This window comes from Streptomyces silaceus (assembly GCF_001419745.1).
GTDB lineage: Bacteria > Actinomycetota > Actinomycetes > Streptomycetales > Streptomycetaceae > Streptomyces > Streptomyces silaceus.
In genome coordinates, this window is record NZ_LIRJ01000134.1 from 1 (window position 1) to 22,390 (window position 22,390).

The window sequence follows — 22,390 nt, forward strand, 5'->3', positions numbered from 1 at the left end:
CCCGCTCCCGCGACTCGGGGGCGGGGGTCGTGTCGCTCATGTCCCACACGATAAGCCGCGTCCCGGCGCCCCCGAGCCGCGGGAGCGGGTGTGCCCACTGGTTCGCTCCACCCCCGGGGAGCTGCTAACCTTGTGTAACGACCGGCCGGATACCCGCGTGCCAACACAAGGATCCGGCCCACAAGTGGAGGCTCCGATCTCCCACCTGGCCGCTCCTTGGAGCGGCGGGTCACCGGTCAGGCGGCCGAAGTCCCCGAGGCTTCGGGCCGCATGATGTGCGCCCCGCGATCGCCGCGGAGGTGCTCCGGTAGTACGTGGAGCCCCTTCCTGTGATCGGTCGGGGCATTTTTTGTGCGCCGGCGCGGTTGGTCCAGAAAACAGACGTAACGCGGCTGTCCGCCAGACGGTCGCGTGGTGCTACCGAGGAGGATCCATCAGCGCCGAGCCCCGCATCAACGACCGGATTCGCGTTCCCGAGGTGCGACTTGTCGGTCCCAGCGGCGAGCAGGTCGGGATTGTTCCGCTTGCCAAGGCCCTGGAGCTTGCGCAGGAGTACGACCTTGACCTGGTCGAGGTCGCGGCGAACGCCCGTCCGCCCGTGTGCAAGCTCATGGACTACGGGAAGTTCAAGTACGAGTCGGCCATGAAGGCCCGTGAGGCGCGCAAGAACCAGGCGCACACGGTCATCAAGGAGATGAAGCTCCGGCCGAAGATCGACCCGCACGACTATGACACCAAGAAGGGTCACGTCGTCCGGTTCCTCAAGCAGGGCGACAAGGTCAAGATCACGATCATGTTCCGTGGTCGCGAGCAGTCCCGTCCGGAACTGGGCTTCCGACTGCTTCAGCGTCTCGCTTCGGACGTCGAGGACCTCGGGTTCATCGAGTCGAACCCGAAGCAGGACGGCCGCAACATGATCATGGTCCTCGGTCCGCACAAGAAGAAGACCGAGGCGATGGCCGAGGCCCGTGAGGCCCAGGCGGCTCGCAAGGCGGACGCGAAGGCCAACCCGGGCCGCTCGCAGAACTCCGCCGAGGAGGAGCTTTCCGAAGCTCCTGCCGAAGCCTCCGCCGAGGCCCCGGCCGAAGCTCCCGCCGAGGCCTGATCCCCGGACGCGAGTCCAGGGATCGCCAAATGACACACATGACGCTCCCGGATGCCCGGTTTCACGACCGGGCATCGGAGCGCCACTGACGAGGAGAGAACGGCGCTATGCCGAAGAACAAGTCGCACAGCGGTGCCAGCAAGCGCTTCAAGGTCACCGGCTCCGGCAAGGTGCTCCGTGAGCGCGCCGGCAAGCGCCACCTGCTCGAGCACAAGTCGTCGCGCCTGACGCGTCGCCTCACCGGCAACGCCGAGATGGCCCCGGGCGACGCCAAGAAGATCAAGAAGCTTCTCGGCAAGTGAGCCCGGGTGCCGGACACGGCACCTGAGCTCTGACCGGGACCCAATCGATTTCGGGTCGTGTGAGTCCAACCACGGCCCCGCTACAAGGAGTTAACAAGTGGCACGCGTCAAGCGCGCAGTCAACGCGCACAAGAAGCGTCGGGCGATCCTCGAGCAGGCCAGCGGCTACCGCGGCCAGCGGTCGCGCCTGTACCGCAAGGCCAAGGAGCAGGTCACCCACTCCCTGGTCTACAACTACAACGACCGCAAGAAGCGCAAGGGCGACTTCCGTCAGCTGTGGATCCAGCGCATCAACGCCGCTGCCCGCGCCAACGGCATCACCTACAACCGCTTCATCCAGGGTCTGAAGGCCGCCAACATCGAGGTGGACCGCAAGATCCTCGCGGAGCTGGCCGTCAACGACGAGAACGCGTTCGCCGCGCTCGTCGAGGTCGCGCAGAAGGCGCTGCCGTCGGACGTCAACGCGCCCAAGGCTGCCGCGTAACGCTGCGCTGAGCTGAGCGTGATCTCGGACCCGCAGGCCGGTCGGCTTGCGGGTCCGAGTGTGTTCGGGGTCCCGTCTGCCCTCGTCTGTCGTCTGCCGACCGCGGGTCTGTTCCTGGCCGGTCGCGCAGTTCCCCGCGCCCCTGGAGGGGCGCGCTGTTCCTAAGGTGCGTTTCATGGTTGCCGCTCCCGAATTGATCTCTCCCAAGTCACCCCGCGTCAGTGCCGCCCGGCGGCTTGCCAAGCGGAATTTCCGGGGGAAGGAGCGGCTGTTTCTCGCCGAGGGGCCGCAGGCCGTGCGGGAGGCCGCCGCGCACGGGCAGACGCTCGTCGAGCTGTTCGCCACCGTGGAGGCCGCCGAGCGCTACGCCGACATCGTGGGGGAGGCCCGTGCCGCCGGGGCCCGGGTGCACCTCGCCGACGAGGACGTCATCGCGGACATCTCGACGACCGTCACCCCGCAGGGTCTCGTCGGCGTCTGCCGCTTCCTCGACGTGCCCTTCGAGGAGATCCTCGCCGCCCGCCCCCGCCTCGTCGCCGTCCTCGCGCACGTCCGCGACCCCGGGAACGCCGGGACCGTGCTGCGCTGCGCCGACGCCGCGGGCGCCGACGCCGTGATCCTCACGGACGCCTCCGTGGACCTCTACAACCCCAAGTCGGTGCGCGCCTCGGTCGGCTCGCACTTCCACCTGCCCGTCGCCGTCGGCGTACCCGTCGAGCAGGCCGTGCGGGGCCTCAAGGACGCGGGCGTACGGATCCTCGCCGCCGACGGGGCCGGTGAGGACGACCTCGACACGGAGCTCGACAAGGGCACCATGGGCACCCCCACCGCCTGGGTCTTCGGCAACGAGGCCTGGGGACTGCCGGAGGAGACCCGCGCACTCGCCGACGCGGTGGTGCGCGTTCCGATCCACGGCAGAGCCGAGAGCCTCAACCTCGCGACGGCCGCGGCCGTGTGCCTCTATGCGTCCGCCCGTGCACAGCGTGCCGCCGGAGGGTGCCGCTCCGTCACATCGAGCTAGTAGTGTGACGGCCTCGGGGGCCCTCCCCCCAAGCTCTCGGTATCGCTCGGGAAGCTCGGTATCGCTCGGGCAGGGAGGTACCCCCACCGGCAGTCCGAGAGGTGGGATACGGGGTAATGAGTGTCGGCACGAGCAGAGCACCGGGAGTACAGGACGTCGTCCGTGCTCGCGCGGACCGGCGTGGTCCCGGTGATCTCGGCGACCTCGGACTCGACCCCGACGAGCTGCCCGACGGGCTCGTCGTCGCGGACGAGACCGGCCGGGTCATCTGCTTCAACGCGGCGGCGGCGCGGATCACCGCGGTGCCCGCGGCCGAGGCCATCGGCGCCTCCCTGGAGCGTGCGCTCCCCTTAGAGGACCTGGAAGGCCGCCGCTGGTGGCAGCTGACCGATCCCTACGGCGGCCTCGCCACCCGCATCGGGCAGCCCGAGCGCAACCTCCTGCTGCCCGGCGGCCGCGAGGTCCTGGTCTCCGCCCGCTATGTACGCACCACCCGCACCGGGCCCGTACGGCGTGTCGTCGTCTCGATCCGCGACACCGAGGCCCGCCGCCGCACCGAGCGCAGCCACGCCGAGCTGATCGCCACGGTCGCCCACGAGCTCCGCTCGCCGCTCACCTCCGTCAAGGGCTTCACGGCGACGCTGCTGGCCAAGTGGGAGCGGTTCACCGACGACCAGAAGAAACTGATGCTGGAGACGGTGGACGCCGACGCCAACCGCGTCACCCGGCTGATCGCCGAGCTCCTCGACATCTCCCGGATCGACTCAGGCCGCCTCGAACTGCGCCGGCAGCCCGTCGACATCGGCGCCGCCGTCGGGCGGCACATCCAGGCGCACGTCGCCGCGGGACAGGACGCGGACCGCTTCCTCGTCCGCGTCCAGCGACCGCTGCCCGACCTCTGGGCGGACCCCGACAAGATCGACCAGGTGCTCAGCAATCTGCTGGAAAATGCGGTGCGCCACGGCGAGGGAACCGTCACCATCGACGTGGCCCCCTTCTCGTCACCGCGCGAGCGGGGCGGCGCGGAGACCGCCGTGACCGTGAGCGACGAAGGTCCCGGCATTCCGGAGGAGTCGATGGGCCGCGTCTTCACCCGCTTCTGGCGGGGCAGCAAGCGCGGCGGGACGGGACTGGGGTTGTACATCGTGAAGGGCATCGTGGAGGCGCACGGCGGGACGATCACCGTCGGCCGCGCACCCGGCGGCGGCGCCCAGTTCCGATTTACGTTGCCCGTGGGGGCCCCGGCGTATCTTCAGTGATCACGTCGCGAGCAGCCCGCGGGCTCATTCGTTCACCGCACCCCCGTTAGACTCGGTCGTTGGCACTTTGTGTCCCCGGATCTGGGACAGCTTGTCTCCGAGTTGTTGACGGGGACCCATCCGCCAGCCAATCGGAAGCACGGGAAGAGATGTCGGCACCGAACAAGTCGTACGACCCTGTTGAGGTCGAGGCCCTGAAACCTGAAGAGATCGAGCGCATGCGGGACGAGGCGCTCGCCGCCTTCGCGGCCGCGGACTCCCTCGACACGCTTCAGGAGGCCAAGGTCGCGCACACCGGCGGCACGTCGCCGCTGGCGCTGGCCAACCGCGAGATCGGCGCGCTGCCGCCGCAGGCCAAGGCCGAGGCGGGCAAGCGCGTCGGCATGGCGCGCGGCGCCGTCAGCAAGGCGCTGGCCGCCCGCCAGAGCGAGCTGGAGGCCGAGCGCGACGCCCGCGTCCTGGTCGAGGAGGCAGTGGACGTCACGCTGCCCTACGACCGCACGCCCGCGGGCGCCCGCCACCCGCTGACCACGATGATGGAGCGCGTCGCCGACGTCTTCGTCTCGATGGGCTACGAGGTCGCCGAGGGCCCCGAGGTCGAGGCGGAGTGGTTCAACTTCGACGCCCTGAACTTCACGCCGGACCACCCGGCCCGGCAGATGCAGGACACGTTCTTCGTCCAGGGCCCCCAGGGCGCCGACGGCGACGAGTCCGGCGTCGTGCTGCGCACGCACACCTCGCCCGTGCAGGCCCGCTCGCTCCTGGAGCGCCGCGAGCCGCCCGTCTACATCGTGTGCCCCGGCCGCGTGTACCGCACGGACGAGCTGGACGCGACGCACACCCCGGTCTTCCACCAGATCGAGCTGCTCGCCGTCGACGAGGGCCTGACCATGGCCGACCTGAAGGGCACCCTGGACCACATGGTCCAGGCGCTCTTCGGCCCGGACATGAAGACCCGCCTGCGGCCGAACTACTTCCCGTTCACCGAGCCGTCCGCCGAGATGGACATGGTCTGCTATGTCTGCCGCGGCGAGTCCGTCGGCGACCCCGACCGCCCCTGCCGCACCTGCGGCAGCGAGGGCTGGATCGAGCTCGGCGGCTGCGGCATGGTCAACCCGAAGGTGCTCACCGCCTGCGGCGTCGACCCCCAGAAGTACAGCGGATTCGCCTTCGGGTTCGGCATCGAACGAATGCTGATGTTCCGCCACAACGTCGAAGACATGCGAGACATGGTCGAGGGTGACATCCGGTTCACCCGGCCGTTCGGGATGGAGATCTGATGCGGGTCCCGCTTTCCTGGCTGCGGGAGTACGTCGACCTCCCCGCCACCGAGACCGGCCGTGACGTGCAGGCCAAGCTGATCGAGGTCGGCCTCGAGGTCGAGACCGTCGAGCAGCTCGGCGCCGGCCTCAAGGGCCCGCTCGTCGTGGGCAAGGTCCTCACCATCGAGGAGCTGGAGGGCTTCAAGAAGCCCATCCGCTTCTGCACCGTCGACGTCGGCACGGCCAACGGCACCGGCGAGCCGCAGGAGATCGTCTGCGGTGCCCGGAACTTCGCCGTCGGCGACAAGGTCGTCGTGGTCCTGCCCGGCGCCGTCCTGCCCGGCGACTTCGCCATCGCCGCCCGCAAGACGTACGGCAAGACCTCGCACGGCATGATCTGCTCCGGCGACGAGCTCGGCATGGGCGACGACGGCTCCGGCGGCATCATCGTCCTGCCGCCCGAGCACGAGGCCGGCACCGACGCCATCGAGCTCCTCGAGCTCGTCGACGAGGTCCTGGACATCGCCGTCACGCCCGACCGCGGCTACGCCCTGTCGATGCGCGGCGTCGCCCGCGAGACCGCCACCGCGTACGGCCTGCCGCTGCGCGACCCGGCGCTCCTGGACGTGCCCGCGCCGAACTCGTTCGGCTACCCGGTCAAGATCGGCGACCCGCTGGGCTGCGACCGCTTCACCGCGCGCACCGTCACGGGCCTGCAGCCCGAGGCGCGCTCCCCGATCTGGCTGCGGCGCCGGCTGCAGAAGGTCGGCATGCGCCCGATCTCGCTCGCCGTCGACGTCACCAACTACGTGATGATGGAGCTCGGCCAGCCCCTGCACGCCTACGACCGTTCCCGTGTCCAGGGCACGATCGGGGTGCGCCGGGCCGAGCAGGGCGAGAAGATCACCACCCTCGACGGCACCAAGCGCGTCCTGGACGCCGAGGACCTGGTCATCACCGACGACCGCGGCGCCATCGGCATCGCGGGCGTCATGGGCGGTGCCAACACCGAGATCGCCGACTCCGAGACCGACCCGGAGACCGGCGCGGCCCGCGGCACCACCGAGGTGGTCATCGAGGCCGCGCACTTCGACGCGCTCTCGATCGCCCGCACCGCGCGCCGCCACAAGCTGGCCTCCGAGGCGTCCAAGCGCTTCGAGCGCGGCGTCGACCCGCAGGCCGCGGCGGCCGCCGCGCAGCGCACCGTCGACCTGCTCGTGCTCCTGGCGGGCGGCACCGCCGAGGCCGGCGTCACCGAGGTCATCGCGCCGACCGCGCCGCGCACGATCACGATGCCCGCGAACCACCCGGACAAGGTCGCCGGTGTCGACTACGGCCGCGAGACCGTCGTGCGCCGCCTCCAGGAGGTCGGCTGCGACGTCTACGGCCAGGACGACCTGACCGTCACCGTCCCGTCGTGGCGCCCCGACCTCGCCGAGCCGAACGACCTCGCCGAAGAGGTCATCCGTCTCGAGGGGTACGAGAACCTGCCCTCGACGCTGCCCAAGCCCCCCGCGGGCCGCGGCCTGACCGAGCGGCAGCGCAACCACCGCCGCGTGGGCCGCGCGCTGGCCGGCGCCGGATACGTCGAGGCGCTGAACTACCCCTTCATCGGGGAGAGCGTCTTCGACCAGCTGGGCCTCGACAAGGACGACGCGAACCGCCGCGTGGTCAAGCTCGTCAACCCGCTCTCCGACGAGGAGCCCGCGCTCCGTACGACGCTGCTGCCGGGCCTGCTCCAGGCCCTGCGCCGCAACGACGGCCGAGGCAGCCACGACCTGGCCCTCTTCGAGACGGGCCTGGTCTTCCATCCCCGAGCTCTCGGCTCCGTTCGAGCAGGGGAGACCCCACAGCGCGAGGAGCTCAAGGTCGCGGTGCGCCTGCCCGTCGACCGGCGCCCCACCGACGAGGAGATCGCGTCCCTGACCGACGCGCTGCCCGTCCAGCCCCGGCACGCCGCCGTCGTCCTCGCGGGCGCCCGCGAGCAGGCCGGCTGGTGGGGCAAGGGCCGCCCGGCGGACTGGGCCGACGCCGTCGAGGCGGCGCGGACCGTCGCCCGCGAGGTCGGCGTCGAGCTGATCGTGGACCAGGGGCAGTACGGCCCCTGGCACCCCGGCCGCTGCGCCGAGCTGAAGGTCGTCGTGGACGGCGAGATTGTCTCCGTCGGCCACGCCGGCGAGCTGCACCCGCGTGTCGTCAAGGCGCTGGGCCTGCCCGCGCGCACCTGCGCGATGGAGCTGGACCTGGACGCGCTGGAGTCGGCACGCGACGGGATCGTCCAGGCGCCGCGCATCTCCACCTTCCCGGTGGCCACCCAGGACGTCGCCCTCGTGGTCGGCACCGAGGTGCCCGCCGCGGTGGTCGAGTACTACCTGCGCGGTGGCGCGGGCGAACTGCTCGAGTCCATCCGCCTGTTCGACGTCTTCGAGGGCGAGCAGATCGGCGAGGGCAAGAAGTCGCTGGCGTACGCGCTGCGCTTCCGCGCCGCCGACCGCACGCTGACCGTCGACGAGGCGTCGGCGGCCCGTGACGCGGCCGTCGCGCTGGCGGCCGAGCACACGGGCGCGGTGCTGCGCGGAGCGTAGTCACCGCCCGTAGTCGGCAACAGGCGCACAAGGGGCGCAAAGAGGGGCTTATCCGGACCACCGGGTAAGCCCCTCACTCGTTTGAGTGACAAGTGGCGTCACTCTGGTCCGATCGGTCCACTCGGTCGACAGAATCAATCCGGCCGCAGGGGTTGGGCCTGCTCGCCCGCACCGGGCCTTAGGGGGGCCGTCGGCATGATCCGTAACAAGGCTGGTGCTCCCTGCCGGGCGACGCTCCGGGCGAGGGTGCGGGGCGCGCGTCCCCGACGGGTTCCGGACGCCTCGCGCGTCCCGCCGGTCCCCGGCGCGGGGCGCGTCCGGCGGCGGCTGTTCCGGGTGCTTCCCCGGGGGCGGCGCCGCTGCGAGGGCCCCCGCGTCCGGCGCGCGCTCGCGCTGGGACTGCCCACCGTGTGGGGCGCCTTCGCCATCACGTACAAACTGGCCTGTCCGCTCGCGACGCAGGACAGCATGGGCGCGCGGATCGTCAGCAGCGCCGTCTTCTTCGCCGTGGGGACCGGACTCGTCCTGCACGTGCGGCGGGCGCTCTTGAGGGAGTTGCGGCAGATCCGCGAGGTCGCGGGCGCCGCGCAGAACGTGCTCCTGCGCCCGCTGCCGCCCCGCATCGAGGGCCTCGCGCTCGCCGCGGGCCGGCTCTCCGCCTCGCGGGGCGCCTCCGTCGGGGGCGATCTGTACGAGGTCGCCGCCACCGACCACGGCGTCCGCGTCATCATGGGCGACGTCCGCGGCCACGGCCTGCCCGCCCTCGCGACCGTCGCCGCCGTGCTCGGCAGCTTCCGCGAGGCCGCGCACGACGAGACCGAACTGCCGCAGGTGCTGGGCCGGTTGGAGCGGGCCCTCGCACGCCATCTGCGGGAGCGCTCCCGCGCCGAGCACCCCTCGGGCGGCGGGACCGTCCCGGACAGCCCCCTCGCCGAGGAGTTCGTCACCGTACTGCTCCTGGAGATCGGTCCGGACGGCGACATCTCCGCGCTCAACTGCGGGCACCCCTGGCCCCATCTGCTGAGCGGTCACGCGCGGCCCCTCACGGACGCCGACCCGCTGCCGCCGCTCGGGCCGTTCCCGCTCCCCGCCGACCTGGGCGTCCTGGACTGCGGGCGGCTGCTGCCCGGCGAGGCGCTGGTGCTGCACACGGACGGCATGGAGGACGCGCGGAACGCGGCGGGGGCGTTCTTCCCGCTGCAGGCCGCGCTCACCGAGGCCGCCCGGATCCAGCCGGTCTCCCCCCAGCTCCTCATCCGCGCGATCTACGGCCGACTCCTGCGCCACGCGGGCCGGTTGCCCGCCGACGACGCGGCGCTGCTCGTGCTGCGCAACGACCGGACGAGGGTGCCGTGCCAGCAGTCGGAGCCGGGGCGGCACGCCCGCAGCCTGGGCTGAGTCCTCCAGGGGGCGGTCCCGGAAAGCGGCATGCGCCATCCGCCCCGCCATGGAGTTGTCGGGCAGACGGCGGGACGGACGGCGCCAGTGAGGGCCGCCGCACTGTACGAGGGGGGAGCCGGCGGCCCGGCCGGCCTCCTTAACTGATGAGGCATCTCAGTCAAGCGATCCCACACCCCATGCGGCAGAGCGCACACCCCCCGGATTCGGGCACTCCGTTCACACCCCGTGTGAAGCCCCCTCAACTAGTCTGAACAGCACCGAGCCACCGGAGGGCATCCATGCAGCCCAATACCCTGCTCGACGCGATCCTCGACGAAGCCGGCATCTCCCACGCGGGACTGGCCGCACACGTGAACCAGGCCGGACGGTCCAGAGGCCTCGCGCTGCGCTACGAACACACCGCCGTTTCCCGCTGGTTGAAGGGCCAGCGCCCGCGCGGCCAGGTGCCCGACCTGATCTGCGAGGTGCTCGCGGCCCGGCTGCAACGGCCCGTCACCCTCGACGACATCGGCCTCGGGCTGCCCGGTGTCCCCGCACCCCACGCCGGCTCGGCGGCCTCCACGCTCTCCGGCTTCGTGGAGCGGGCCACCGCCCTGTGGCGCTCGGACGAACAGCAGCGCCCGCATCTGCTCGGCGCGCCCGCCGTCACCGGCACGCCCGCCGTGATGCCCGTCTGGGAGTGGGAGAACCCGCCCGAGGACGTCGACGTCTCCCGTGGCGGCCGCCACCCGGTCAGCACGGCCGACATCGAGATGATGCGCGCGGCCCGCGCCCACTACGAGCAGATGTACCGCAAGACCGGTGGCGTGGCGACCCGCACCCGCATCGTCGGCTTCCTGAATTCCGAGGCCGCGCCCCTGCTGCGCGGCAGCTACACCGACGAGCTGGGCCGCCAACTGCACCGCTCCACGGGCGGGTTGGTGGCGATAGCGGGCATCTGCGCCTACGACTCCGACGCGCACGGCCTCGCCCAGCGCTACTTCCACCAGGCACTGCGCCTGGCCAAGGCCAGCGGGGACCGGGGGCTCGGCGCGTATGTGATCGCGCTGCTCGTCAACCAGTCGCTGTTCATGCGCGAGTACCGCCAGGCGGTGGCGTTCGCGGAGGCGGCGCTGCGGGCCGCGGGGCGCGATCTCACCCCGGCCCTCGCGTCCGATCTGTACGCGATGCAGGCCAAGGCGTACGCACACCTGGGCGACGGCAGGAGCGCCCTGTCCTGCATCCGGCGTGCGGAGGACGCGGCCGACCGGATCCTGCGCGGCCGTGAGCCGGACGAGACCGGCTATGTCCAGCCCGGACTCGTCAACGTACAGGTGGCGGAGGCCCTGCTGAGTCTCGGCGATCTCACCAGCGCCCGGGAGCACGCCGCGGCGGCCGTGGACACCCCGGCGCACGACCGGGGCCGGGTGCACCGGCTCGCCATGCTCAGCCAGATCGAACTGCGCCAGGGCAACACCGACGAGGCCGTGGCCACGGCGGTGGAAATGGCAGAACAGGCGCGGGGGATGGAGTCGCAGAGACTGCGCGACCGGCTGCGCGCGGTGCGCGAACACCTCGTCCGCAGCGACTGCGCGGGCACGGCCGAGGCGGCCGAACTCATCGACGGGGCGCTGCGCGTACCGCTGTGACCTGACCCGCTCCCGGCGCCGCCCGCCCGGCCGCGACGGCCGTGCGGGCGCCGTACACACCGCTGTCCGGGGCCGCGCATACGCACAGTCCCGCGCCGCACACACGCTGCTCCGACGATTCCGCTGCTGCGATATTGCCATCTACTCGGCGGAAGGTGGCAGAACCGTGCAGTGGACGAAACAGAGCGAACAAACTGTGTATGGAAATCGATGGTTCACCGTCAATCTCGCAGATGTCGAACTGCCCGACGGACGGCATCTGGACCACTTCCTCATCAGGCTGCGGCCCGTCGCCGTGGCCACCGTCGTCAACGACGCCAACGAAGTGCTCCTGCTGTGGCGGCACCGCTTCATCACCGACAGCTGGGGCTGGGAACTGGCCGCCGGCGTCGTCGAGGACGGCGAGGACATCGCGTACGCGGCGGCACGCGAAATGGAGGAGGAGACCGGCTGGCGGCCGGGACCGCTGCGGCACCTGATGAGCGTCGAGCCCTCCAACGGGCTCACCGACGCCCGGCACCACATCTACTGGTCCGACGAAGGCACCTACATCGGTCACCCTGAGGACGACTTCGAGTCGGACCGCCGCGAGTGGGTCCCGCTCAAGCTGGTCCCCGACATGGTGGCCCGCGGAGAGGTCCCGGCCGCCAACATGGCCGCGGCGCTCCTCCTCCTGCACCATCTGCGCCTCGGCCAGGACGCGCGCTAGCTAATGGCCGAGGGCCTGCCAGACCGCCACGGCGAGTGCCGCGACCGCCGCGAGTGCGACGATCGTCGGCAAGGGCCAGCGCGTGTGCTCCAAGGCGGCGACCCGGGTCTCCATGGTCTCCACGTTCTTGGCGGTCTGTTCGTCGTGCTGAGTGAGCAACGCCAGCCGTCCGTCCACGCGGGCCAGGCCCACGTCAAGGCTACGGCGTAACTCAGCGAGTTCTTCCGGGACCACGGCACTCTCGCCGTCGGTGGTCACGAGTCCACTCCTCTCTGTAGTGGCGCGTCCCCCCTTCATCCGCACAGGCAGTCAACTCGCCTGGTGGGCAAGGCGGGAGAGTGTGCGATGGGCATATGCGAGCCCATTGCGCACACGGTGTGTGAACGCAGCGGGCCCGGCACTCGCATGAGTGCCGGGCCCGTTTCCCGTACGGAGAGTGAACGGCGCCGGAAGCGGCCGCCGTACAGGTGATGCGATCAAGAGGAGCGAGCGACCAGGGGAAGTGGTCAGGCGTACGTGTAGAAGCCCGAGCCGGTCTTCCGGCCGAGGCGGCCCGCGTCCACCATGCGCTGGAGCAGCGGGGGAGCGGCGTACAGCGGCTCCTTGTACTCGGCGTACATCGAGTCGGCGACCGAGGCGACCGTGTCCAGGCCGATCAGGTCGGCGAGCTTGAGCGGGCCCATCGGGTGGGCGCAACCCATCTCCATGCCGTTGTCGATGTCCTCGCGGGACGCGATGCCCGACTCGAACATCCGGATGGCGGAGAGCAGGTACGGGATGAGCAGGGCGTTGACCACGAAGCCCGAGCGGTCCTGGGCGCGGATCGCGTGCTTGCCGAGGATCTTCTCGACCATCGCCTGGGCGCGGCTGATGGTGCCCTCGGAGGTGGTCAGCGCGGGGATCAGCTCGACGAGCTGCTGCACCGGCGCCGGGTTGAAGAAGTGGATGCCGATGACCTGGTCGGGACGCGAGGTCGCGACGGCCAGCTTCACCAGCGGGATGGAGGAGGTGTTCGAGGCGAGGATCGCGTCCTGCCGGGTCACCACCTGGTCGAGCACCTGGAAGATCTCGGTCTTGACCTGCTCGTTCTCCACCACGGCCTCGATGACCAGGTCACGGTCGGCGAACTCGCCGAGGTCGGTGGTGAAGCTGAGGCGGGCCAGCGTCTCGTCGCGCTCCTCCTCGGAGATCTTGCCGCGCTCGGCCGCCTTGGAGAGGGAGTTGTACAGCCGCGTACGGCCGATCTCCAGGGCCTCACCGGTGGTCTCCGCGACCTTCACGTCCAGTCCGGAGCGGGCGCAGACCTCTGCGATTCCGGCGCCCATCTGGCCACAGCCCACCACTCCGACGCGTGCGATATCGGTCATGGAGTCGGTCACCTCGTGCCTTTCGCTGATCAACGGGGCCGGCAGGCCCCCCGTGGGTTTCGGTGCCTGCCTCGGCCGTGAACGTTACTCCGCAGCGAGGGGTCCATGACGGGCCGGGTCGGGCATGCTGTCCGGAACCGGCAAGGGGTGCCGGGGAACAGCGAGCTCAGGGGGCATGCAGATGAGGCGTATGTCACGCAGGGGTTTCTCGGTGGTGGCCGCGGCGGCGCTCGCGGGCCTCGCGACGGCGGGCGACGCGGCCGCCGCCGGACGGCGTCCGCACAAGGGCCGCGAGCTGCGCGGCATGTGGCTGGCGAGCGTCGTCAACCGCGACTGGCCGTCCAAGCCGGGGCTCCCGGCGGCGCAGCAGAGAAGCGAGCTGCTCGCCTACTTGGACTCGGCCGTGAACCGCAGACTGAACACGGTGGTCCTCCAGGTGCGGCCCACCGCCGACGCGCTGTGGCCCTCGACCCGCGAGCCGTGGTCGGAGTACCTCACGGGCGTGCAGGGCCAGGACCCGGGCTGGGACCCGCTGGGCACCGCCGTGCGCGAGGCGCACCGCAGGGGCCTGGAGCTGCACGCGTGGTTCAACCCGTTCCGGATCGCCAACCACACCGACCCGTCGCGTCTGGTGGCCACGCACCCCGCGCGCCTGCACCCCGACTGGGTCGTGCCGTACGGCGGGAAGCTCTACTACAACCCGGGCCTGCCCGAGGTGCGGCGCTTCGTGCAGGACGCGATGCTCGACGCCGTGCGCCGCTATCCGCTCGACGCGGTGCACTGGGACGACTACTTCTATCCGTATCCCGTCGCGGGCCAGGTCTTCGACGACGACGAGGCCTTCGCGCGCTACGGCGCGGGCTTCCCGGACCGGGCCTCCTGGCGGCGCGACAACATCGACCGGCTGGTGCGCGAGATGGCCCGCCGGGTGAAGAAGACCCGACCGCGCACCCAGTTCGGGATCAGCCCCTTCGCGGTCTGGCGCAACATCGCGACCGACCCGACCGGCTCCGACACCCGGGCCGGGGTGCAGACCTACGACGACCTGTACGCGGACACGCGCGGCTGGGTCAAGAAGGGCTGGATCGACTACATCGTCCCGCAGGTGTACTGGAACATCGGCTTCGCCGCCGCGGACTACGCCAAGCTCGTCCCGTGGTGGAACGACGTCGTGCGCGGCACGGGCGTGCGCCTCTACATCGGTGAGGCCCTCTACAAGGCGGGCGACCCGGCGCAGCCCGCCGCCTGGCAGGACCCGGCGGAGCTGTCCCGGCACCTCACGTACGCCAAGGACTTCCCCGAGGTGCGCGGGCACGTCTACTTCTCGGCGAAGGAGGTCGGCGTCGACAGGATCGGCGCGATGGCGCGGGTGGTCGCCGACCACTACCAGGAGCCGGCGAAGCCGCCGCGCTGATCCGGCGCCGCTACTGCGTCGCCGGGCCCTGATGCCGTACGACGGTGTCGGGGCCCGGCGACATCAGGGTCTCGTGGCCGTCCTCGAAGCGGACGCGGTACGGCGGACCGCCGTCCGGGCCCAGCACCTCGACGATCCGCGCGATCCGGTCGTGCTGCCCGACGATCCTGCCGTGCACCACCAGCTCGTCGCCTACGGTTGCACGCATCTGGAGTGCCCCCTCGTCCCGCTCTGCCGTCGCGATCCGTGGGCGCAAGTGTACGACGGGTGGCGGGAGTTGGGCCCCGTCGGGTGCCGTGCGACCGGTCAGCCGCGGGTCCGTTGGGTGACCGCGATGCAGACGAGGACGGCGGCCGCCGTGAGCGGTGCGGCCACGGGCAGGTGCTCGCCGAGCAGGAACACCGACCAGACCAGGGTCAGCAGCGGCTGCGCGAGCTGGAGCTGGCTGGCCTTGGGGACACCGATCGCCGCCATGCCCCGGTACCAGACGACCAGGCCCAGGAACTGCGAGCCGATCGCGGAGTAGAGCAGGCCCGCCGTGCTGTGCCCGGTGAGCGCGAAGGACTCGTGCGGCAGGGCGAGCAGCGCGCCCACGACGTTGAACGGCAGGCACAGGACCAGGCCCCAGCCGATGACCTGCCAGCCGGGCATCTCCCGGGCCAGCCGGCCGCCCTCCGTGTAGCCGGCCGCGCAGATCAGGAGCGCGGCGAAGAGGTAGAGGTCGGCGGTGGACAGGGCGCCGCCGCTCTGCTGCACGGTGAACGCGATGACCGCGGCGGCGCCGGCCAGCGCGGCGACCCAGAAGGTCCGCGAGGGCCGCGCCCCGGTGCGCACCACCGAGAAGACGGCGGTCGTCAGGGGGAGCAGGCCGACGACCACGGCGGCGTGCGCGGTCGTGGAGGTCCGCAGGGCGAGCGTGGTGAGCAGCGGGAAGCCGACGACGACGCCGGCGCCGACCACCGCGAGCCCCGCCCAGTGGCGGCGGTGCGGGAGCGCGACGCGCAGCGCGAGCAGACAGCCGCCCGCGATGAGCGCGGCGAGCACGCCGCGCAGGGTCACGAAGCTCCAGGGACCGATGCCCTCCAGGCCCCAGGCGGTGGCGGGGAAGGTGAGCGAGAAGGCGGTGACGCCGAGGGCGGCCATCAGGGTGCCGGTGCGGCGGGCGGAGGCGCCGGGGTCGACGGGGGTGCCGGCGGAGGTGCTGGGGGTGCCGAGGGTGCCGGCGGAGGTGCCGGAAGCGGTGTCGAGGGACGTGACCGCTATCCGGGTCGGGCGAGTAGCGCTATCCTGTGCTGTCATGCATGACAGTAGCAGTGTGGGCGAATTGGCGAAACAGCTGAAGAGTGAGCTTGACCGCTACTCTCCGGGTGGAAAGCTGCCGTCGAGCCGGGCGCTCGTCGAGCGGTTCCGGGTGAGCCCGGTGACCGTGTCGCGGGCCCTCGCCCAGCTGGCCGCCGAGGGGCTGGTCGTCACCCGCCCCGGCGCGGGCGTCTTCCGGGCCGAGCCGCAGACGCCCGCCGCACCGGCGGGCGACACCTCGTGGCAGGAGGTGTCGCTCAGCGCCGACGCCGCCGCGGAGCTGGTGCCGCGCGCCGTCGACGCGTCCGGTGTCCTCGCCACGCTCGCCGCGCCGTCGGCGGGCGTCATCGAGTTCAACGGCGGCTATCTCGACCCCGCACTCCAGCCCGAACGGGCCATGGCCGCGGCCCTCGCGCGGGCCGGGCGGCGGCCCGGGGCGTGGGGGCGGCCCCCGATCGACGGACTGCCCGAGCTGCGCGAGTGGTTCGCGCGGGGGATCGGCGGGGCGATCACCGCCGCCGAGGTGCTCATCACGGCCGGCGGGCAGAGCGCGCTGACGACGGCGCTGCGGGCGCTCGCCCCGCCCGGCGCGCCGGTCCTGGTCGAGTCCCCGACGTATCCCGGCATGCTGGCCATCGCCCGCGCGGCCGGACTGCGGCCGGTGCCGGTGCCCGTCGACACCGACGGGGTGCGCCCGCAGCTCCTCGACGCCGCGTTCCGCGCGACGGGCGCCCGGGTCTTCGTCTGCCAGCCGCTGTTCCAGAACCCCACCGGCGCCGTGCTGTCCGCCGCGCGCCGCCCCGAGGTCCTGCGGATCGCCCGCGATGCGGGGGCGTTCGTCGTCGAGGACGACTTCGTGCGCCGCCTCGTCCACGAGGACGCGGGGCCGCTGCCGCGCCCGCTCTCCTCCGACGACCACGACGGCGTCGTCGTGCACGTCTGCTCGCTCACCAAGGCCACCTCGCCCAGCTTCAGGGTCAGCGCGCTCGCCGCGCGCGGCCCGGTCCTCGAACGGCTGCGCGCCATCCAGGTCGTCGACCACTTCTTCGTGCCCAGACCGCTGCAGGAGGCGGCCCTCGAACTGGTCGGCTCCCCGGCCTGGCCGCGCCATCTGCGGGCCGTGGCGGGCGAGTTGAGGGGGCGCAGGGACGCGCTGGCGGCGGGGCTGCGGCTGCGCCTGCCCGAACTCGCCCTCCCGCACATCCCGGCCGGCGGCTACAACCTGTGGCTGCGCCTGCCCGACGGCGCCGACGAGTCCGCGCTCGCCGCGGCGGCGCTGCGCGCGGGCGTGGCCGTGGCCCCCGGCCGCCCCTACTTCGCCGCCGAACCCCCCGCCGGGCACGTCCGGTTGAGCTTCGCGGCGGTCGCCGGCATCGGGGAGATCACCGAGGGCGTGCGCAGACTGCGCGAGGCCTGCGACGAGGTCCTGGGCTAGCCGGACCCGGCCGGTCCCACCAGACGAAACACGGTCGACGCCGCGCCGGGTCCGCTGCGAGGGTCACAGGATGAACGACGACACCGCCACGCGCCACGGCGCCTACGAGATATCCGCCGACCCCGCCCGCATCGACGCCGCCCGCGTCCACCACTGGCTCTCCACGGACGCCTACTGGGCCCTCGGCCGCACCCGCGAGAAGCAGGACGCGGCCATCGCGGGCTCGCTCAACTTCGGTGCGTACGCGGCGGATTCCGGGGAGCAGGTCGCGTACGCGCGCGTGGTGACCGACCGCACCACCTTCGCCTGGCTCTGCGACGTCTACGTCGACCCGGCCGCGCGTGGCACGGGCCTCGGCACCGCGCTCGTGACCGCGGTCCGCGACCACCTGGAACCCCTCGGCCTGCGCCGCGTGCTCCTGGCGACCGCCGACGCGCACGGCGTGTACGAGAAGGTGGGATTCAAGCCGCTGGAGTCGCCGGGGAAGTGGATGGCGTTCGGCAGCCAGTGAGCCGGCGAAGCCCCGGGCGAGGCACGTCACGTACCGACGGTGAAGCCTTGACCTGTGGCCTTGCGGGCTCCACGATCTCCGGACGCACGCCGGCGTCACACTCATCGCGGCCGCCCGCAGCGCCTCGCTGCTCGCGGAGCGCTTCGACGACGACCGGCCGCTCGACCGGGCGGGCTGGGACGACGTCCAGCGCGTCGCGCCCGCGCTGCTGCCGCTCGGCGTGGCCGAACTGCGCTACTGCTCGCCCAGCCCGCGCAGCCGAGCCACCGGCGACGCCCTCGGCTTCGCGCCGCTGGCCCAGCCCGCCCTGCGCGACTGCGACATGGGGCGCCGGCGCGGTCTGACGCTCGGCGAGGTCACGGTGCGCGAACCCGCCGCGGTCGACGCCTGGCTCAGCGATCCGCGCTCGGCACCGCACGGCGGAGAGTCGCTGCACGCGTTCATCTCGCGCGTCGGCGGCCGGCTCGACACCCGGCCGGTCGGCGACAGCGCCCGCGTCCTGGCCGTGGCCGAGCCCGCCGTGGTGCGGGCCGCGCTCGCCTACGGCCTGAAGGCGCCCCCGTCGACGTACTGGAACATCGACGTGCGCCCCCTGTCGACCGTCACCCTCACCGGCCACGGCGGCCGGTGGAACCTCAGGCTGGACGCGCCCGGCGGTACTCCGTGACCAGGAGCAGGTCCTTGGCGGGGCCGCCCACCCGCCACCGGCTGCGCCAGTGGTCCGCGTCGGCCACCTCGAAGCCGCCGCGGTAGAGGTCGGCCGCGCACGGGTGGTCCGTCGTCCAGCGGCCCGCGCGCAGGTCGAGATCGTGGAAGAAGCGGCCGTCGGCGAACTCCACGCGGACGGTGCCCGGCGCGTCGCCCGGCAGGAAGCGCAGGGTGCGCTCGGCGGGGCGCGCGACGCCGCGCCAGGTGAACGTGCCCGACTCGTGGTGCAGCAGCCCGCCGTCGTCCGGGGCGGGCAGTGGCGTGAAGCGCGTCGTGCCGGCGAAGTGCCCCTCGAAGCCGTCGGCGAGATCGCGGACCGTGCGCTCCACCTGCCAGGCGCCCGCGAGGAAGGCGAGCGTGTCCGGCACGGGCAGGCAGGACGGGGCGGCGGGCCCGGCCGGGGCGGGACGGGAGTCGGTCATCGCGGCACCCAGTCCGTCTGCAGCGCCCACAGCTGCGCCCCGGCCATCAGGGCGTCGGTCGCCGGGGCCTTGATCTGCCCGTACTCCTCCAGGGCGGGCGCGCTCGACGCGAGCCGTCGCTTGAAGGCGCCCCACGCGTCGCGGGCCTCACGGTTCGCGCGCAGATAGTCCCGGAAGAGCAGCGCGTAGGTGGAGTTCGAGCGCCTGTCCTCGCGCAGATGGACATTGCAGCGACGGGCGCCGGCCGGCGGCGCGAAGACGAGCTTGGGGCAGGGGTGGCCGAACGAGATCTCCGAGCGGTTCCACGGCTCGGGGCGGCAGCGGAAGCCGAGCGCGGCGAGCAGCGGCACGTCCCTCGCCTCGTCGAGCGAGCTCATCCGCACCTGCACGTCGACGCAGTCCTTGGCCGCGAGCCCCGGCACGGACGTCGAGCCCACGTGGTCGACGGCGACCGCGAGGCCCGCGAGCGCCGGGCGCAGCCGCTCGGCGATCCGCTCGAAGTCGCGCGGCCAGGTGTCCTGGTAGTCGACCACGCTCACGTCGGTGGCCTCATCGGGGAAGGGCATGCCAGCAGGCTACGTCCACGGCGCGCCGTCCCTTCCCGGTGGCCGCTCCCCTCGTGGCGGCCACCGGCCGGGACCCGGATCAGCCGTCCACGACCGCCAGGCTGCGCTCGTCGTACCGGGTGCCCGCGACCCCGTCGGCCGGGGCCGCCGCGTCGATCGCGGCGAGCTCGTCGGCGGACAGCTCGACGGCGAGGGCCCCGAGGTTCTCCCGCAGATACGTCTCGCGCCGCGTGCCCGGGATCGGCACCACGTCGTCGCCGCGGTGCTGCACCCAGGCGAGCGCGAGCTGCCCCGCGGTGACGCCCTTCTGGGCGGCGAGCGCGTCCAGGGTCCGCACGATGGCGAGGTTCCGGTCCAGGTTGCCGTCGGCGAAGCGCGGCTGGGTGCGGCGCACGTCGTCCTCGGGCAGCCCCTCCAGCGAGGTGTAGCGGCCGGTGAGGAAGCCGCGCCCGAGCGGCGAGAACGGCACGAGACCGATGCCGAGCTCACGGCAGACCGGCGCGATCTCCGCCTCCAGGTCCCTGGTCCACAGCGACCACTCGCTCTGCAGGGCGGCGATGGGGTGCACGGCGTGCGCCCGGCGCAGCGTCGCCGCCCCGGCCTCGGAGAGCCCGAGGTGGCGCACCTTGCCCGCCGCGACCAGCTCGGCCATCGCGCCGACGGTCTCCTCGATGGGGACGGTCCGGTCGACCCGGTGCAGGTAATACAGGTCGATGTGGTCGACGCCGAGGCGCCGCAGCGAGGCGTCGCAGGCCTCGCGCACATACGCCGCGTCGCCCCGGATGCGGATGGGCTCGCCCAGCCGGTTGGCGAAGCCGAACTTCGTGGCGAGGACGGCCTGTTCGCGCCGCGGGCCCGCCAGGGCGCGGCCGATGAGCTCCTCGTTGTGGCCGCTGCCGTAGAAGTCGGCGGTGTCGAGCAGGGTGACGCCGAGATCGAGGGCGCGGTGGATCGTCGCGACCGACTGCGCGTCGTCCGACGCGCCGTAGCCGTGGCTCATCCCCATGCATCCGAGACCCTGCGCCGAGACGGTCAGCGCGCCGAGCCGGCGTGTGGGAAGGCTGGTCATGCTGGTACCTCCAGGGGTGTGGCCGTTGATCGTCGCCGACCCTAGGAGCTGGAGCGGACTCCAGGTCAAGGCGCGGATCTCCGGCAAACCGCAGCGCGCGTAAGGGGGTTGTCCCCAGGGGAGCCGGGCCCGGTGGCCGGATGGTCCACCGCCCGGCGCGTTCCTAGCGTGGTGATCGACTTCCCCGGGCCGGACGGCCGGACCGGGCACACGAACCTAGGAGCACGATGCGCGTCGTCCCAGCAGTCACCGCGGGCCTGGGCCTCGTCGGGCTGCTCGCGGGCACCGTGGCCGCCGCCACGGGCCTGCCCGAAGCCCCCAAGAGCCCGACACAGAACGTCAGTTGGGGCCGCTGTTCCGCGGACCAGAAGGAGCTGAACGAGGCGGGCGCCCAGTGCGCGAAGGTGACCGTCCCCCTCGACTACGCCGACCCCGGCGGCCGTACGATCAAGATCGCGATCTCCCGCGTCAAGGCGAAGTCGCCGGGCGAGCGGCGCGGCATCCTGCTCTCCAACCCGGGCGGCCCCGGCGGCACCGGACTCGCCCACACCCTCGCGCTGCGCCCCACGCTGAAGGACGTGGCCGACCGCTACGACCTGATCGGCTTCGACCCCCGCTTCCTCGGCGAGAGCACCCCCGTCACCTGCGGCACGGCCCCGCGCCCGAAGCCGCCCGCCGAAACCACCACCCCGCGCGCGGACTTCGAGGAGTCGGTGCGCGCCGCCCGCGACACCGCCCGCCGCTGCCGGGAGCACGGCGACAACGCCGCTCTCCTGCCGCACGCCTCGACCCGCAACGTCGCCCGCGACATGGACGCCATCCGCGCCGCGCTCGGCGAGCCCAGGCTGTCGTACTACGGCATCTCCTACGGCGCCGACCTGGGCGCCGTCTACACCCAGCTGTTCCCGCGCCCCGCCGACCGCGTCGTCCTGGACTCCTCGACGGACCCGGCGGCCACGCAGTACGAGCTGTTCCAGCGGTCCGGCGCGCCCGCCGAGGCCGCGCTCACCGGCCGGGTGCGGACGGACGTGGAGAAGCTGCTCGCACGCGCCGAGCGCCATCCGATCCCCGTCAAGGACCAGCGCCTGAACGCTCCGCTGCTGCGGCTCGTCGTCAAGCAGCTCGTCCAGCACGAGGAGAACGACCCCCGACTTGCCGAAGTCGTATCGGATCTGAAGAAGGCCGCCGCGGGTGAGGAGTTCGAGCCGGGCCCCGCGCTCAGCGGACTCCTGGACCTCCTCGCCTCGCCCGAGCTGGAGAGCAGCATGGCGGGCGGCGCGATCTTCATGTGCGGCGACGGCGGGTGGCCCGCGGGCGGCTGGCCGAAGGACCCGGCGACGTACTGGAAGAACATGCAGCGCAGCCGGGCCACCCAGCCGGTCTTCGGGCCCTACGTCAACGGCATGATCGCGCCGTGCGCGTTCTGGGGGAGCGAGCCGCGCGAACCCGGCACGAAGATCGGCAACTCCGTGCCGCTCCTGATGCTCCAGGCCCGCCACGACAACAACGTCCCCTACGAGGGCGCCCTCGCCCTGCACGAGCGGCTCACCGGATCGCGCCTGGTGACGGCCGACATCCGCTCGCACGGCGTGTACGGGCGCGGCAACGACGGCCTCACGCCCGTCCCCTGCGCCGACCGCGCCGTCAACACCTATCTGCGCGACGGGAAGCTGCCCGCCGCCGACCTCACCTGCGCGAAGCCGAAGGAGCTGTGATGAGCGACCTGAGCAGACGCGCGGGCCTCGCGGCCGCCGCCGCTGCCGTCCTGACGGGCGCCGCCTCCGCCGCGTCCCCCACCGCCGCCGTGTCCCGGGCCCGCGCGTCTGCCCAGGTCGCTCATCAC

General features: G+C 72.5%; 22 protein-coding genes. 15 read left to right on the forward strand and 7 right to left on the reverse strand.

The window, feature by feature from the left end:
* Window positions 1-433: 433 nt before the first annotated feature.
* The 10 genes from infC (at window position 434) to AOK22_RS14490 (ending at window position 11,756) form a co-directional block, all read left to right on the forward strand.
* A complete protein-coding gene (gene infC / locus AOK22_RS14445) occupies window positions 434-1,105 on the forward strand; it encodes a translation initiation factor IF-3 (RefSeq protein ID WP_237773434.1) in 672 nt (223 codons plus the stop codon).
* A gap of 107 nt (window positions 1,106-1,212) precedes the next feature.
* Window positions 1,213-1,407 carry a 50S ribosomal protein L35 gene (rpmI, locus tag AOK22_RS14450; protein ID WP_007829094.1) on the forward strand — a complete coding sequence of 65 codons (195 nt, stop codon included), beginning with the start codon at window positions 1,213-1,215 and terminating at the stop codon, window positions 1,405-1,407.
* Between the two features lie 97 nt (window positions 1,408-1,504).
* Entirely contained in the window at window positions 1,505-1,891 is a 387-nt protein-coding gene (gene rplT / locus AOK22_RS14455; RefSeq protein ID WP_055699044.1) for a 50S ribosomal protein L20, read from the forward strand.
* A 175-nt stretch (window positions 1,892-2,066) separates the two neighbouring features.
* Window positions 2,067-2,912 carry a TrmH family RNA methyltransferase gene (locus AOK22_RS14460; RefSeq protein WP_055699045.1) on the forward strand — a complete coding sequence of 282 codons (846 nt, stop codon included), beginning with the start codon at window positions 2,067-2,069 and terminating at the stop codon, window positions 2,910-2,912.
* Between the two features lie 116 nt (window positions 2,913-3,028).
* Window positions 3,029-4,171 (forward strand): sensor histidine kinase, encoded by a 1,143-nt coding sequence (locus AOK22_RS14465; protein WP_055699046.1) that lies wholly within the window; start codon window positions 3,029-3,031, stop codon window positions 4,169-4,171.
* A gap of 149 nt (window positions 4,172-4,320) precedes the next feature.
* Window positions 4,321-5,451, forward strand: a complete 1,131-nt coding sequence (gene pheS, locus AOK22_RS14470) for a phenylalanine--tRNA ligase subunit alpha (RefSeq protein ID WP_055699047.1) — start codon at window positions 4,321-4,323, stop codon at window positions 5,449-5,451.
* Complete coding sequence (pheT, locus tag AOK22_RS14475) at window positions 5,451-8,018, forward strand: phenylalanine--tRNA ligase subunit beta (protein WP_055699048.1); 2,568 nt, start codon at window positions 5,451-5,453, stop codon at window positions 8,016-8,018. The genes pheS and pheT overlap by 1 nt, the downstream gene beginning before the upstream one ends.
* Before the next feature lie 327 nt (window positions 8,019-8,345).
* Entirely contained in the window at window positions 8,346-9,416 is a 1,071-nt protein-coding gene (locus AOK22_RS14480; RefSeq protein WP_425264028.1) for a PP2C family protein-serine/threonine phosphatase, read from the forward strand.
* Window positions 9,417-9,697: 281 nt separating this feature from the next.
* Window positions 9,698-11,047 carry an NsdA family TPR-like regulatory protein gene (locus AOK22_RS14485; protein ID WP_055699050.1) on the forward strand — a complete coding sequence of 450 codons (1,350 nt, stop codon included), beginning with the start codon at window positions 9,698-9,700 and terminating at the stop codon, window positions 11,045-11,047.
* Between the two features lie 166 nt (window positions 11,048-11,213).
* A complete protein-coding gene (locus AOK22_RS14490; protein ID WP_055699051.1) occupies window positions 11,214-11,756 on the forward strand; it encodes an NUDIX hydrolase in 543 nt (180 codons plus the stop codon).
* On the opposite strand, the gene AOK22_RS14495 is transcribed toward AOK22_RS14490, so the two are convergent.
* Window positions 11,757-12,014, reverse strand: a complete 258-nt coding sequence (locus AOK22_RS14495; RefSeq protein WP_055699052.1) for a hypothetical protein — start codon at window positions 12,012-12,014, stop codon at window positions 11,757-11,759.
* A gap of 248 nt (window positions 12,015-12,262) precedes the next feature.
* The gene (locus AOK22_RS14500; RefSeq protein ID WP_079036566.1) at window positions 12,263-13,123 is read right to left on the reverse strand and encodes a 3-hydroxybutyryl-CoA dehydrogenase; all 861 of its coding nucleotides are present in this window, start codon (window positions 13,121-13,123) and stop codon (window positions 12,263-12,265) included.
* A gap of 181 nt (window positions 13,124-13,304) precedes the next feature.
* On the opposite strand from AOK22_RS14500, the gene AOK22_RS14505 reads away from it, so the two are divergent.
* Entirely contained in the window at window positions 13,305-14,537 is a 1,233-nt protein-coding gene (locus tag AOK22_RS14505; protein ID WP_055699063.1) for a glycoside hydrolase family 10-like protein, read from the forward strand.
* Window positions 14,538-14,547: 10 nt separating this feature from the next.
* Here AOK22_RS14505 and AOK22_RS14510 read toward each other — a convergent pair whose 3' ends face one another.
* Window positions 14,548-14,745 carry a DUF1918 domain-containing protein gene (locus AOK22_RS14510; protein ID WP_055699054.1) on the reverse strand — a complete coding sequence of 66 codons (198 nt, stop codon included), beginning with the start codon at window positions 14,743-14,745 and terminating at the stop codon, window positions 14,548-14,550.
* Window positions 14,746-14,843: 98 nt separating this feature from the next.
* Window positions 14,844-15,836: a DMT family transporter gene (locus AOK22_RS14515; protein WP_055699055.1), complete on the reverse strand. Its 993-nt coding sequence runs from the start codon at window positions 15,834-15,836 to the stop codon at window positions 14,844-14,846.
* Here AOK22_RS14515 and AOK22_RS14520 point away from each other — a divergent pair.
* From AOK22_RS14520 to AOK22_RS14530, 3 genes are all read left to right on the forward strand, one after another.
* The gene (locus AOK22_RS14520; RefSeq protein WP_055699056.1) at window positions 15,835-17,271 is read left to right on the forward strand and encodes an aminotransferase-like domain-containing protein; all 1,437 of its coding nucleotides are present in this window, start codon (window positions 15,835-15,837) and stop codon (window positions 17,269-17,271) included. The two genes, AOK22_RS14515 and AOK22_RS14520, sit on opposite strands and share 2 nt — an antisense overlap.
* A 70-nt stretch (window positions 17,272-17,341) precedes the next feature.
* A complete protein-coding gene (locus AOK22_RS14525; RefSeq protein ID WP_055699057.1) occupies window positions 17,342-17,782 on the forward strand; it encodes a GNAT family N-acetyltransferase in 441 nt (146 codons plus the stop codon).
* A gap of 52 nt (window positions 17,783-17,834) precedes the next feature.
* Entirely contained in the window at window positions 17,835-18,449 is a 615-nt protein-coding gene (locus AOK22_RS14530) for a histidine phosphatase family protein (protein ID WP_055699058.1), read from the forward strand.
* On the opposite strand, the gene AOK22_RS14535 is transcribed toward AOK22_RS14530, so the two are convergent.
* The 3 genes from AOK22_RS14535 to AOK22_RS14545 form a co-directional block, all read right to left on the reverse strand.
* A complete protein-coding gene (locus AOK22_RS14535; protein WP_055699059.1) occupies window positions 18,418-18,912 on the reverse strand; it encodes a DUF6314 family protein in 495 nt (164 codons plus the stop codon). The two genes, AOK22_RS14530 and AOK22_RS14535, sit on opposite strands and share 32 nt — an antisense overlap.
* Window positions 18,909-19,478 (reverse strand): GrpB family protein, encoded by a 570-nt coding sequence (locus AOK22_RS14540; protein WP_055699060.1) that lies wholly within the window; start codon window positions 19,476-19,478, stop codon window positions 18,909-18,911. The genes AOK22_RS14535 and AOK22_RS14540 overlap by 4 nt, the downstream gene beginning before the upstream one ends.
* 79 nt (window positions 19,479-19,557) lie before the next feature.
* Entirely contained in the window at window positions 19,558-20,547 is a 990-nt protein-coding gene (locus tag AOK22_RS14545) for an aldo/keto reductase (RefSeq protein ID WP_055699061.1), read from the reverse strand.
* Window positions 20,548-20,774: 227 nt separating this feature from the next.
* Between AOK22_RS14545 and AOK22_RS14550 the strand changes: the two genes are divergently transcribed.
* Window positions 20,775-22,262 (forward strand): alpha/beta hydrolase, encoded by a 1,488-nt coding sequence (locus AOK22_RS14550; protein ID WP_055699062.1) that lies wholly within the window; start codon window positions 20,775-20,777, stop codon window positions 22,260-22,262.
* Window positions 22,263-22,390: the final 128 nt, after the last annotated feature.